Origin of the sequence: Enterococcus sp. DA9, from assembly GCF_008000875.1 — a bacterium.
Taxonomy (GTDB): Bacteria; Bacillota; Bacilli; order Lactobacillales; family Enterococcaceae; genus Enterococcus_B; species Enterococcus_B lactis.
Window position 1 is genome coordinate 745,001 of record NZ_CP042839.1, and the last position, 13,849, is coordinate 758,849.

A 13,849-nucleotide genomic window follows, 5' to 3' on the forward strand; every position below is an offset into this window, starting at 1 on the left:
TTAGCTGGTGGTCTGGGCTGTTTCCCTTTCGACTATGGATCTTATCACTCACAGTCTGACTCCCGGATATGAATGAATGGCATTCGGAGTTTATCTGAATTCGGTAACCCGAGATGGGCCCCTAGTCCAAACAGTGCTCTACCTCCATCATTCTCAATTCCGAGGCTAGCCCTAAAGCTATTTCGGAGAGAACCAGCTATCTCCAAGTTCGTTTGGAATTTCTCCGCTACCCACACCTCATCCCCGCACTTTTCAACGTACGTGGGTTCGGTCCTCCAGTGCGTTTTACCGCACCTTCAACCTGGACATGGGTAGATCACATGGTTTCGGGTCTACGACTACATACTCAAACGCCCTATTCAGACTCGCTTTCGCTGCGGCTCCGTCTCTTCAACTTAACCTCGCATGCAATCGTAACTCGCCGGTTCATTCTACAAAAGGCACGCCATCACCCATTAACGGGCTTTGACTTGTTGTAGGCACACGGTTTCAGGTTCTATTTCACTCCCCTTCCGGGGTGCTTTTCACCTTTCCCTCACGGTACTGGTTCACTATCGGTCACTAGGGAGTATTTAGCCTTGGGAGATGGTCCTCCCGGATTCCGACGGAATTTCTCGTGTTCCGCCGTACTCAGGATCCTCCTAGGTGTCTTCCACATTTCGTCTACGGGGTTTTTACCCTCTTTGACTGACTTTTCCAAGTCATTCGACTATCTGAAAGAACGACCATATTGGAGTCCTACAACCCCAACAAGCAAGCTTGTTGGTTTGGGCTTTTCCCGTTTCGCTCGCCGCTACTCAGGGAATCGAATTTTCTTTCTCTTCCTGCAGGTACTTAGATGTTTCAGTTCTCTGCGTCTACCTCGAATGTGCTATGTATTCACACAATCGTAACATCCTATTAAAGATGTTGGGTTCCCCCATTCGGAAATCTCTGGATCATAGCTTACGTACAGCTCCCCAAAGCATATCGGTGTTAGTCCCGTCCTTCATCGGCTCCTAGTGCCAAGGCATCCACCGTGCGCCCTTATTCACTTAACCTTATCAACCTTTCGGTTGGGTTTTGATCCTTCTTCTAGCGATAGAAGTTAGATCAAGAAAATAAGCAATTGAACTTATTAAAAAACTCTATCCAGCTCACAAATCAGCCTGTGCGGCAAAAAGATCGATCGTCTCATAAAATCAAAGATTTCATGGTCGTCCGCCTATTTTGCTTCAGGCTAAACAATTTGTTTAGCTTTCAAATTCAACGCGGTGTTCTCGGTTTGTATTACTTACATTTACTTCAAATATCCAGTTTTCAATGAACAAAAGTGTTTGAGAGTAAACCTCTCAAAACTGAACAAAGTAAAAACAAATTGTGTAGTCTCCGTAATATTCCTTAGAAAGGAGGTGATCCAGCCGCACCTTCCGATACGGCTACCTTGTTACGACTTCACCCCAATCATCTATCCCACCTTAGGCGGCTGGCTCCAAAAGGTTACCTCACCGACTTCGGGTGTTACAAACTCTCGTGGTGTGACGGGCGGTGTGTACAAGGCCCGGGAACGTATTCACCGCGGCGTGCTGATCCGCGATTACTAGCGATTCCGGCTTCATGCAGGCGAGTTGCAGCCTGCAATCCGAACTGAGAGAAGCTTTAAGAGATTAGCTTAGCCTCGCGACTTCGCAACTCGTTGTACTTCCCATTGTAGCACGTGTGTAGCCCAGGTCATAAGGGGCATGATGATTTGACGTCATCCCCACCTTCCTCCGGTTTGTCACCGGCAGTCTTGCTAGAGTGCCCAACTGAATGATGGCAACTAACAATAAGGGTTGCGCTCGTTGCGGGACTTAACCCAACATCTCACGACACGAGCTGACGACAACCATGCACCACCTGTCACTTTGCCCCCGAAGGGGAAGCTCTATCTCTAGAGTGGTCAAAGGATGTCAAGACCTGGTAAGGTTCTTCGCGTTGCTTCGAATTAAACCACATGCTCCACCGCTTGTGCGGGCCCCCGTCAATTCCTTTGAGTTTCAACCTTGCGGTCGTACTCCCCAGGCGGAGTGCTTAATGCGTTAGCTGCAGCACTGAAGGGCGGAAACCCTCCAACACTTAGCACTCATCGTTTACGGCGTGGACTACCAGGGTATCTAATCCTGTTTGCTCCCCACGCTTTCGAGCCTCAGCGTCAGTTACAGACCAGAGAGCCGCCTTCGCCACTGGTGTTCCTCCATATATCTACGCATTTCACCGCTACACATGGAATTCCACTCTCCTCTTCTGCACTCAAGTCTCCCAGTTTCCAATGACCCTCCCCGGTTGAGCCGGGGGCTTTCACATCAGACTTAAGAAACCGCCTGCGCTCGCTTTACGCCCAATAAATCCGGACAACGCTTGCCACCTACGTATTACCGCGGCTGCTGGCACGTAGTTAGCCGTGGCTTTCTGGTTAGATACCGTCAAGGGATGAACAGTTACTCTCATCCTTGTTCTTCTCTAACAACAGAGTTTTACGATCCGAAAACCTTCTTCACTCACGCGGCGTTGCTCGGTCAGACTTTCGTCCATTGCCGAAGATTCCCTACTGCTGCCTCCCGTAGGAGTTTGGGCCGTGTCTCAGTCCCAATGTGGCCGATCACCCTCTCAGGTCGGCTATGCATCGTGGCCTTGGTGAGCCGTTACCTCACCAACTAGCTAATGCACCGCGGGTCCATCCATCAGCGACACCCGAAAGCGCCTTTCAAATCAAAACCATGCGGTTTCGATTGTTATACGGTATTAGCACCTGTTTCCAAGTGTTATCCCCTTCTGATGGGCAGGTTACCCACGTGTTACTCACCCGTTCGCCACTCTTCTTTTTCCGGTGGAGCAAGCTCCGGTGGAAAAAGAAGCGTACGACTTGCATGTATTAGGCACGCCGCCAGCGTTCGTCCTGAGCCAGGATCAAACTCTCATAAAAAGTTCGAACAATCTTACGATTGTTAAGCTCAATTTGTTTGCTAGCATATTGCTTGCTTGTTAAAAATGTTTGTTGTCTTGAATTGAATCAAGACGCCCTACACATTTGGTTTGTCTTACTTTGTTCAGTTTTCAAAGGTCTACTTCATCGGAAATGTTTTTCCGATTTATTTTGGCTGCCGTAGCAACTTTTATATCATATCAGAGTGGCAAGTGATTGTCAACTCTTTTTTAAAAGTTTTTTTCGATTTCATTTTTTTGAAATCTTTCAGCAACTCATTTATCATAACTTGTCGTTTGTTATTTGTCAAGAACTTTTTTGAAGTTTTTTTCAATAGAATCAACCTTCGCAAGCTGTTCTTTTTTAACGACTCAGTTATCTTATCATGTCACTATCAACATGTCAATAACTTATTTTTTATTATTTTAAGTTATTGGTGTTCTTTTGAACAAATAATAATATATCAACATCACATACGAAAGTCAATAAGAAAATGCTTATTTATCAACATTTCCAGCTTATATGATTGTTAGTTAGTTCTGCTCCTTTTTTGTTCGTCTTTATAACCTTAAAAAACGAAAAATCCTTTTATTTTCAGTTTAATGTTCATGTTTTTGTCCTATTTATGAGGACCAAATCTCTCACCTTCTAAAATTTTCCTTAACAAAGTGCTGCTTTTATCTATTTCTGCTTTTTTTTGCTAGAATAATAGTAACAATATGACTCTGGAGGATTTATTTATGAAAATTTTGATTGCTGACGACGATAAAGAAATCGTTGAATTATTAAGTATCTATGTTCACAATGAAGGCTATGAAGCAGTAAAAGCTTATGATGGGAAAGAAGCATTATCTAAAATCAGAACAATCCCTGATATTGAATTACTTATTTTAGATATCATGATGCCAGAGATGGACGGGATGCAAGTAGTGAAAGAGCTACGAAAAGAATCTCAAATCCCAATCATTATGCTGACAGCAAAAACTACTGATATGGATAAGATCAAAGGACTGGTGGCTGGTGCAGATGATTATGTAACCAAACCGTTTAATCCATTAGAAGTAATGGCTAGAGTAAAGTCTCTATTACGACGTACAAAAATGCAGATCGCCCCAGATCAGCCTGATGTATTAGAAGTAAATGCATTAATCATCAACAAAGACTCTCATGAAGTTAAAACAATTGATGGGAAAGAAATCCAGTTAACAGCTTTGGAATTCGGTATCCTCTACTTACTTGCTAGTCATCCTAATCGAGTATTTAGCGCAGATGAAATTTTTGAGCGTGTTTGGAAACAAGAAAGTATTGTCTCTGCTAAAACTGTCATGGTTCATGTTAGCCATTTAAGAGATAAGATCGAAGAAGCAACTGGTGGTGAAAAAGTCATTCAAACCGTTTGGGGAGTGGGCTATAAAATTGACGCAAGATAGTAAACGAGCAACTGAAAAACGCCGTCGGATCAACTTGACTTCAAAAGAAATCAGCGAATTGTTAGCGGAAGGAATCATCACGATCATCCTTTTACTTCTATTAAATGTTTCTATTTTGGTTGTTATCAGTTCGGTAATTAATAGTTCACCTTCTTTAACGAATGCTATTTGGGATTCAAAGAATATTTTTGCGGAACGATTGAACACTGATTTATTTTGGAACGGTCGAAACTTTATTATTCCCTTTTTCTTTCTATTAGATATCGGTGTTTTGTATTGGCGTTTGATTCGAAGATATCGCCAAATGCAATTACGACATATCATCAGTGAACTTCATTACATCGCAAATGGAAATTATGATCATCGTATCCCTTTTGAACTTAGTGGTGACTTAAGCCGAGTTGTAACAAGTATCAATGGATTGGTAGATAGCACAGTAGCAGCGATTGAAGACGAACGTAAAATCGAGAAATCAAAAGATGAATTGATCACAAATGTTAGTCACGATATCCGTACCCCACTTACTTCTATCATTGGATATCTAGGATTGATAGAAGATGGTCAGTATCACTCAGAAGAAGATCTTTTAAAGTATACACATACCGCTTATATTAAAGCAAAGCAGATGAAATCTTTAGTGGACGACTTATTTGAATACACTAAGGTACGCCAGCCTGCTGTCCCAGTAAATTTTTCTGCCTTTGATATGATCCAGTTGATCGAACAGTTAGCAGCTGATTTTGAGTTGGAAGCTTCTAAAAAAAATATCCAAATACTTGTGCAGTCAAAAGTAGATTCCCTTATCATGGATGGCGATACAGAAAAACTTGTACGTGTCTTCAATAATCTTTTGACGAATGCGTTGAAATATGGAAAAGGAGCAACGAAAATCGTGATCGAAGTAGAACGTGTCGGTTCAGAAGTTGTTGCAACGGTCAAAAATAATGGAGCAATGATCCCACAACAGGCAATCGATAATCTATTCGACCGCTTTTATCGTGTAGAAGAATCTCGGTCACAAGCAACTGGAGGAACTGGGCTTGGTTTAGCAATCGCTCAAAGTATTGTGGCTTTACATGGTGGCTACATTTATGCAAAATCAGATAAGCAATGGACTTCTTTCATCATGCACCTTCCAATCAAGAAAAATGAAAAATTACCTATTGATGCACAGGAAGTTATTGACGAAAGCTGAAATATTCGCTATTCTTATTACAATTATTAGAATAAATGAAAAACACAGAACCCAGTACACTTTATTCTTTTTCAGAGAGCTGATGGCAGGTGCAAATCAGCAAAGGGTAATTTGGAAGTTCCAGTTCGTTTACGTGCCCTTTCGAAATAAGAAAGGTCGGTTCAACAGCCGTTATGTGTTCAACAAGTGCAGCTTATGCTGAACTTGGGTGGTACCGCGAATTTCAGACTGATTCGTCCCAAGAATAAGGGGATGGATCAGTCTTTTTTTATTTTCAAAAAGGAGGAAATCATATGTTAGATGTAAAAATGATGCGACAAAATATCGAAGAAGTACAAGAAAAATTGATGACTCGGGGCGTTAAAAAAGAAACATTAGCTGAATTCATGGAACTAGATGAAAACCGCCGCAAATTACTAGTCAAAAGTGAAGAATTGAAAAAATATCGAAATGACGTTTCTGCTGAGATCGCTCAATTGAAGCGTGCAAAAGAAGATGCTTCTGCTAAAATCGCTGAAATGAAAGAAGTTGGTGGCAACATCAAAGCATTGGATACTGAAATTGCTGAAGTAGATGAAAAATTGAAACAAATTGCCACTACTTTGCCAAACCTTCCCCATGATTCTGTGCCAGTTGGATCAGACGAAGAGGACAATGTAGAAATCCGTCGTTGGAGCGAACCACGTACATTTGCTTTTGAGCCAAAACCACACTGGGAAATTGCAGAAAATCTGGATATTTTAGACTTTGAACGTGGCGCAAAAGTAGCCGGTAGCCGTTTTGTTTATTATAAAGGGTTGGGCGCTCGATTAGAACGTGCAGTCTACAACTTCATGCTTGATCAGCATATTTACGAACACGGCTATACTGAAATGATCACTCCTTATATCGTCAACAGTAAAGCGATGTTTGGTACAGGACAATTTCCAAAATTCAAAGAAGATGTTTTCCAATTGGAGAATACTGATTTAACATTGATTCCGACAGCTGAAGTCCCATTGACTAACTATTATAATGATGAAATTTTAGATGGTGCGGATTTACCTGTTTATTTCACTGCACTAAGTCCTGCTTTTCGTTCTGAAGCTGGAAGTGCCGGTCGGGATACTCGAGGACTGATCCGTCTTCACCAATTCAATAAAGTAGAAATGGTCAAATTCTCGGATGCAGAACATTCTTACGAAGAATTGGAAAAAATGACAGCTGATGCAGAAGATATATTGAAAAAACTGCATTTGCCTTATCGTGTAATGGCCTTATCAACTGGAGACATGGGCTTTTCTGCAGCTAAAACTTATGATTTAGAAGTATGGATTCCTGCACAAGATACTTATCGTGAAATCAGTTCTTGTTCTAACTGTGAAGATTTCCAAGCACGCCGCGCCATGATTCGTTATCGCGATAATGATGGAAAAATCCACTACGCTCATACTTTGAATGGTTCAGGACTTGCGGTTGGCCGTACAGTAGCTGCCGTTTTGGAGAACTACCAAAATGAAGATGGTTCTGTCACAGTTCCAGAAGCGCTCGTTCCTTATATGGGTAATCTGAAAGTTATTAAATAAAGAGGTTGTGAAAAAGCTGTCCTGCATCAAGTAATAAGAACTGCCAAACAAAAATAGCTCCTCTGATTTTTCGTTTGGTTGGGCTTATTACCGCAGATGCAAGCTTTTGAACACCGTTTATCGAAAGGTTGTGAAATCAGCGTCCTGGCCTGAGTATTAGAGAAAAAAATGGAAAAATAGCTCCTCATATTTTGCCGTTTTTTGAGCTAATACCGAGGGCCAGCTGATTGAACACCGTTTAAAAAGGAACATTGTTTACTTAAAAAAAGAGTGGTGACACAACATGTGTCACCACTCTTTTTTTAGTATTTTTAAGATTCAACTGAATAGTTTGGTGCTTCTTTCGTGATTTGTACATCATGAGGGTGTGATTCTTTTAATCCACTGCCGCTCATTTGGATGAATTGCGCTTCATCACGTAATTGCTGTAAATTGGCTGCCCCAACATAACCCATCCCTGAACGCAAACCGCCGATCATTTGGAAAATAATGTCTGCAACACTTCCTTTGTAAGCAACCCGACCTTCGATTCCTTCTGGTACTAATTTATTTGCTTCATTGACACTACCTTGGAAGTAACGGTCTTTTGAACCTTTTTCCATCGCGCCTAATGAACCCATACCTCGGTATGTTTTGAATCGACGGCCTTGGAAGATTTCGAATTCACCTGGTGATTCATCTGTCCCCGCCAACATGCTGCCTAACATAACTGCATGTCCGCCGGCAGCTAATGCTTTGACGATGTCACCAGAGTACTTGATTCCTCCGTCTGCAATAATCGCTTTGCCATATTGACGAGCAACTGATGCTGCATCATAGATAGCTGTGAGCTGAGGTACACCTACACCGGCTACCACACGTGTCGTACAAATCGATCCTGGTCCGATACCGACTTTTACGACATCCACCCCTGCATCATATAAAGCTTTTGTCGCTTCAGCCGTCGCAACGTTCCCAGCAATCAATGTTGCATCTGCAAAAGTTGAACGGATTTCTTGGATTTTTCGGATTACACCTGCACTATGTCCATGAGCTGTATCGATGATGATTGCATCTACCCCTGCTTCTAATAAAGCATTCGCACGCTCGAATGTATCGCTTGTTACACCAACGGCTGCTGCTACAAGTAATCGACCATGTTCATCTTTTGCTGCATTTGGAAATTCGATCACTTTCTCGATATCTTTGATTGTGATCAATCCGCTTAAACGACCTTCGTTATCAACGATTGGTAATTTTTCGATTTTATGTTTTTGCAAAATCTTTTCTGCATCTTTTAGAGAGGTACCTACTGGGGCAGTCACTAAGTTGTCTTTTGTCATCACATCAGCAATGGGCATGTGGTAATCTGTTACAAAACGCATGTCGCGGTTTGTAATGATCCCTACCAATTTTCTGTTTTCAAGTGTTTCAACGATTGGCACACCGCTGATACGGTATTTGCTCATCAATTCTTCTGCATCTGCTACAAGATGCTGTGGTGTTAAGAAGAACGGATCAATGATGACACCACTTTCAGAACGTTTGACTTTTCTTACTTCATCCGCTTGCTGGCTGATCGTCATGTTTTTATGGATCACACCTAATCCGCCTTGTCTTGCCATAGCGATGGCCATCTTGCTGTCGGTAACGGTATCCATACTTGCACTGATGATTGGAATATTCAACTTAATATTTTTAGCTAATTGTACGCTCATATCCACTTCGTTTGGTAACACGTGACTTTCTGCTGGTATCAATAAGACATCATCAAAAGTAAATCCTTTTTTCGTGAACTTTGTTTCCCAGTTGGACATTTTTAGTACCACTCCTCTAATTTAGTTTATCTATTAAAATAATTGATTTTTTCATTTAAGTCAATGATCTACATGGAATCAAATTAGCTTTCTCATAGAATACCAATATAAACCGCTTACATATGTGTGTATGCTAAATGAGGTTGTGAAAAAGCTACTTAGTTTCGAGTATTAATAAAAATTTTGTGAAAATGACTTTCCATATTTTTGCATAGATTTGGCTTAATACCGATAAACTGGCTTTTGAAGACCGTTTATTTACAAATAAGGACTGTGACAAGAATTTTGTCACAGTCCCTTGCTATTATTTAACTATGGATAAACGGAATAAGGTCCTTTACTACCTCTTAATATTTAGTAAAGCTACTGCTCTGCTTTCTGGTTTATCTTCTTGGAACGGATAAACTTCCAATGATCCCATACTTTTTCTTCAAGTAGTAACGGACGGCTAAAGCTGCTGCTCCGATGATGATAACTACTATCGGATCTAATACTGGGTTGATAACTGGTGGCAATAGCGTTGTCGCAGAAAACAGCACGACCCAAAGAAGTGTCGTTCCACCTAGGATAAGCAATGTTTTACCCATTCCTGGTTTCTTGCTTCGATCTGCTCCTGGGTATTCATACTGATAGATGTACTTGTACATCATATAAAAGACCCAGCCACCGATTGCAGAACCTAGAACGAGTGTAGAGAATCCATAAGCTGGCGTTGTTCCACGTGAAAACAATCCGGTAATCGCGATCATGATACTTAATAGACCAAGCAGTAATAACGTATTATCCAACCACATCAATAAAGGGGTCGATGTATTTTGTACTTCTGCTGGTTTATTGATGATTGCTTCCGTTCTTTCAGAGACTGTCCCGAACAATTGGCGAGCTGTTTTTCCGCCTTTTTGTTCTGCAACTAAAGTAGGCAGAATGTCATGAAGGGCTTTTACTTTTTCTTCTTCAGACAAATTCGCTGCTTCTAAAGATTTTTTCAAATCAAAAATGTACTGTTGATTTCTTTTGGTTAATTTTGTTTCTAAACTATTGTTTTCTTTTACGATTTCTCGTAATTGTTCTGGTTCCATTATCTAATAGTCCTCCTTAGCCGTTCCTTTTCTCAACGGTCGTCACAAAAGACATTCTACCATATTCTACAGCTAGTTTGATAGCCCTTTTACACATTAAAGCGGAATAACATTACATCGCCGTCTTGTACGACATAATCTTTTCCTTCTAATCGAACACGTCCAGCTTCTTTTGCTGCATGCATGTTTCCATAATGATCCAAGTCTTCAAAAGAGACAGTTTCCGCACGAATAAATCCACGTTCGAAATCTGAATGGATGATTCCTGCTGCTTGTGGCGCTTTGATTCCTTTTTTGAATGTCCACGCACGTACTTCTTGTTCCCCAGCAGTAAAGTAAGTAGCTAAGCCTAACAAATCGTAAGCGGCACGGATCAACTGATCCAAACCTGATTCTTCGATTCCTAAAGCTTCTAGAAATTCCGCTTTGTCTTCTTCATCTAATTCTGCGATTTCTTCTTCTGCACGAGCGCTGACCACGATCACTTCTGCATTTTCTTCTGCAGCAAAGTTGCGCACTTCTTGTACATAATGATTCGCGTCTGCATCTGCCACATCATCTTCTGACACATTTGCTACGTAAAGAATCGGTTTTGTCGTCAATAAGAATAGTGATTTAACGATTTTTTGTTCTTCTTCTGTGAATTCGATCGTTCGAGCAGATTTTCCTTCTTCCAGTACAGGTTTGATTTTGTCCAATACAGCTAGCTCTGCCACTGCATCTTTATCTTTGGTTTTAGCAACTTTTGCTACACGAGTATAGCGTTTGTTGATAGATTCCAAGTCTGCTAACACTAGTTCCAAGTTGATTGTATCAATATCTTCTAGTGGATCGACGCGACCTTCTACGTGAGTGATATTATCATCATCAAAACAGCGTACAACGTGACAAATAGCATCTACTTGGCGGATATGGCTTAAGAATTGATTCCCCAAACCTTCTCCTTTACTTGCGCCTTTTACGATCCCAGCAATATCTGTAAATTCAAAAGTCGTCGGAACAGTTTTTTTCGGATGTACAAGTTCTGTTAAGCGTTGCAGACGCCAGTCAGGTACTTCTACCATCCCTACGTTAGGGTCGATCGTCGCAAAGGGATAGTTTGCTGCTTCTGCTCCTGCTTTTGTGATCGCATTAAACAAAGTTGATTTTCCTACGTTGGGCAACCCAACAATTCCAGCAGTCAATGCCATAAATTTATTCACTCTTTCTCTGCATTTTTTTCAATTACTTTTTTTAATTTCTTTTCAAAATCTCGACGGGTCATCATGACGATATGTCCGCAATTCATACATCTGATTTTGATATCTGCGCCCATTCGAATGACTTCCCAGCGGTTCGTCTGGCAAGCGTGAGGTTTTTTCATTTCAACGATATCGTGCAAGTCGTACATAAAAATAGCCTCCTTTTTGTTTATTCTTCATCAAATTGAATATTCAAGATATCAAGAATTCGTGTCAAATCTTTTTGAGAAAGGTATTCGATCTCGATCTTACCTTTCCCGTTTTTTTCTTGGATAGCTACGCTCGTACCGAATTTATCCATCAAACGATCTTCGCTTTCTCGGATATAATATGGTTTTTCCTTTGCTAGCCTTGGGATTTTTTTCTTTTCTTTTCCATCGTTTTGATTTAACTCAGAAACGATCTGTTCCAGTTGGCGGACAGTTAAATTTTCAGTTACTGCACGATTGGCTAATTTCAAGATCAATGATTTGTTTTTCAAGCCTAACAACGTACGAGCTTGTCCCATAGATAAACGTTGATCTTGCACCATTTCCTTAACAAGATCTGGTAAAGAAAGCAAGCGCAAATAATTGGCGATATAAGGTCTGCTCTTTCCTAAACGACTAGCCACTTCTGCTTGTGTCAGTTTCAGATTTTTCATCAGCATTTCATACGCTTCTGCTTCTTCTAATGGATTCAGATCTTCCCGTTGCAAGTTTTCCAACACGGCTACTTGCATCATTGCTTCTTCGTCAAAGTCTCTGACGATAGCAGGGATCGTTTCTTTTTCAGCTAGTTTGGACGCTCGAAAACGTCTTTCCCCTGCGATGATCTCATATCCTTTTACTGCAGAACGGCGTACGATGATTGGTTGGAAGACGCCTGATTGTTCAATAGAATTAGCTAGTTCTTGCAAAGATACTTCTTCAAATGTCTTACGCGGCTGATACGGATTTGGTCGCAGCTCATTCAATGGCAACTGGACCACAGTATCATCTTTTACATCCACCGTCTCTAAGTTTTCTAAATCTTGGAACAATGCATCGATTCCTCGGCCTAATCCTTTACTTTTCTTCACGACTTACCACTTCCTTTGCCAATGCTTGGTAGACTTCAGCTCCCCGAGAACGTGGGTCGTAGTCGATGATCGGTTTTCCATGACTAGGTGCTTCTGATAAACGAATATTTCTTGGGATGATTGTTTCATAGACTTTTTCGCGGAAGTATTTGCGTACTTCTTCTACGACTTCATTTCCCAGATTTGTTCGTGCATCATACATGGTCAGCAAGACACCTTCTATTTCTAATTCTGGATTGAAGTGCTTTTGAACTAAACGAACCGTATTCAGTAATTGGCTTAATCCTTCCAATGCGTAATATTCACACTGAACAGGTATCAAAATCGAATCACTTGCTGTAAATGAATTGATTGTCAAATGGCCAAGAGAAGGCGGACAGTCGATCAAGATATAATCATACTGGCTGCTGACTTCTGCTAAAGATCCTTTTAATCTTGATTCTCTTGCCATCATTGATGTCAATTCGATCTCTGCTCCTGCTAATTGGAGAGTCGCAGGCACAATACTCAAATTTTCGTGTTCAGTGATCAAAGTCGCCTCATCAATTGGCAATTCATTGACTAGAACGTCATAGATGTCTTTTGTCACATCGGGTTTTCTGATCCCGACACCACTGGTAGCATTTCCTTGGGCATCCATATCCACTAGCAATACTTTTTTGCCAAGGCTGGCAAGACAAGCACCTAGATTTACCGTCGTCGTTGTTTTGCCGACGCCACCTTTTTGGTTCGCAACAGATATTATTTGTGCCATCTCTTCTCCTCCTATTTGATTGGCTGCTTATTAGGCAGACCGGGCTTTCTTGGGTATTTCTTTGGGGTTATTTTCTTTTTTGAATGACGATAATATGCCGTTGGTCAGAGACATTCGGCAAGGTAACTGCCTCTTCTTTGAGGAATTTACCACCTAATAAAGCAATCGCTTGTTTTGCTTCTGTCAGTTCCTCTTCACTTTTTGCTGCTTTCAATGCATAAAAATAGCCTTCTTGTTTAGCCAAGGGCAAACATAATTCTGCTAACACATTCAAACGAGCAACTGCACGAGCAGTGACAAGGTCAAATGATGCACGAAATTGAGGATTTTGTCCAAATGTTTCTGCCCGGTCATGATATAAGGAAGCATCGATTCCTAATAATCGAGTTAGTTCAGACAAGAAGGTTATTCGTTTATTCAGAGAATCAACAATCGTTATCTGCAATTCAGGAAAGGCAATTTTTAAAGGTATGCTAGGAAACCCTGCTCCTGAACCGACATCGCATAAAGATAAAGGTTGCGTAAAGTCTACTTCAAATGCTAATGTAAGCGAATCGTAAAAATGCTTCAGGTATACGTCTTTTTCATCCGTAATAGCTGTAAGATTCATTTTTTCGTTCCATTCGACTAATGTCCGATAATAGATAGCAAATTGATCCATTTGATGATCGGTAAGCTCTATCCCTTTTTCTGCCAAAGATTGGCGAAATTCTTCTGGTATCATAATTATTCCTTTCATTGTGAAACAGCAATTGTTTCACAGATTCTCTCCCTACTTTAACGCA

The 13,849-nt window shown here is 41.0% G+C and carries 9 protein-coding genes, 2 rRNA genes and 1 pseudogene (1 of these 12 only partly in view); 3 read left to right on the top strand and 9 right to left on the bottom strand.

The features are described from left to right. Positions 1–1,040: ribosomal RNA gene (locus FTX43_RS04420) — 23S ribosomal RNA — on the bottom strand; it reaches 1,875 nt to the left of the window's first position. A gap of 344 nt (positions 1,041–1,384) precedes the next feature. After that, positions 1,385–2,944, bottom strand: a 16S ribosomal RNA gene (locus FTX43_RS04425). Together the 16S and 23S rRNA genes form the textbook arrangement of a ribosomal RNA operon. Before the next feature lie 740 nt (positions 2,945–3,684). On the opposite strand from FTX43_RS04425, the gene FTX43_RS04430 reads away from it, so the two are divergent. The 3 genes from FTX43_RS04430 (at position 3,685) to serS (ending at position 7,134) form a co-directional block, all read left to right on the top strand. Beyond that, positions 3,685–4,374 carry a response regulator transcription factor gene (locus FTX43_RS04430; RefSeq protein ID WP_002295268.1) on the top strand — a complete coding sequence of 230 codons (690 nt, stop codon included), beginning with the start codon at positions 3,685–3,687 and terminating at the stop codon, positions 4,372–4,374. Then, positions 4,361–5,569, top strand: a complete 1,209-nt coding sequence (locus FTX43_RS04435) for a cell wall metabolism sensor histidine kinase WalK (RefSeq protein WP_002309915.1) — start codon at positions 4,361–4,363, stop codon at positions 5,567–5,569. The genes FTX43_RS04430 and FTX43_RS04435 overlap by 14 nt, the downstream gene beginning before the upstream one ends. Before the next feature lie 293 nt (positions 5,570–5,862). After that, entirely contained in the window at positions 5,863–7,134 is a 1,272-nt protein-coding gene (gene serS / locus FTX43_RS04440; protein ID WP_002313908.1) for a serine--tRNA ligase, read from the top strand. Positions 7,135–7,445: 311 nt separating this feature from the next. On the opposite strand, the gene guaB is transcribed toward serS, so the two are convergent. The 7 genes and pseudogenes from guaB to rsmG form a co-directional block, all read right to left on the bottom strand. Then, on the bottom strand, positions 7,446–8,930 hold the full coding sequence (gene guaB, locus FTX43_RS04445) for an IMP dehydrogenase (RefSeq protein WP_002293341.1): 1,485 nt from the start codon (positions 8,928–8,930) through the stop codon (positions 7,446–7,448). Positions 8,931–9,313: 383 nt separating this feature from the next. Then, positions 9,314–10,009 carry a DUF1129 domain-containing protein gene (locus tag FTX43_RS04450; protein ID WP_002309913.1) on the bottom strand — a complete coding sequence of 232 codons (696 nt, stop codon included), beginning with the start codon at positions 10,007–10,009 and terminating at the stop codon, positions 9,314–9,316. 89 nt (positions 10,010–10,098) lie between these two features. Continuing rightward, on the bottom strand, positions 10,099–11,199 hold the full coding sequence (gene ychF / locus FTX43_RS04455) for a redox-regulated ATPase YchF (protein WP_002293105.1): 1,101 nt from the start codon (positions 11,197–11,199) through the stop codon (positions 10,099–10,101). An 8-nt stretch (positions 11,200–11,207) separates the two neighbouring features. Next, on the bottom strand, positions 11,208–11,399 hold the full coding sequence (locus FTX43_RS04460; RefSeq protein WP_002293106.1) for a DUF951 domain-containing protein: 192 nt from the start codon (positions 11,397–11,399) through the stop codon (positions 11,208–11,210). A 20-nt stretch (positions 11,400–11,419) separates the two neighbouring features. Beyond that, complete coding sequence (locus FTX43_RS04465; RefSeq protein ID WP_002293107.1) at positions 11,420–12,310, bottom strand: ParB/RepB/Spo0J family partition protein; 891 nt, start codon at positions 12,308–12,310, stop codon at positions 11,420–11,422. Further along, positions 12,297–13,064 (bottom strand): ParA family protein, encoded by a 768-nt coding sequence (locus FTX43_RS04470; RefSeq protein WP_002293108.1) that lies wholly within the window; start codon positions 13,062–13,064, stop codon positions 12,297–12,299. Before FTX43_RS04470 ends, FTX43_RS04465 begins: the two co-directional genes overlap by 14 nt. 11 nt (positions 13,065–13,075) lie before the next feature. After that, positions 13,076–13,788: pseudogene (rsmG, locus tag FTX43_RS04475) on the bottom strand (16S rRNA (guanine(527)-N(7))-methyltransferase RsmG). Positions 13,789–13,849: the final 61 nt, after the last annotated feature.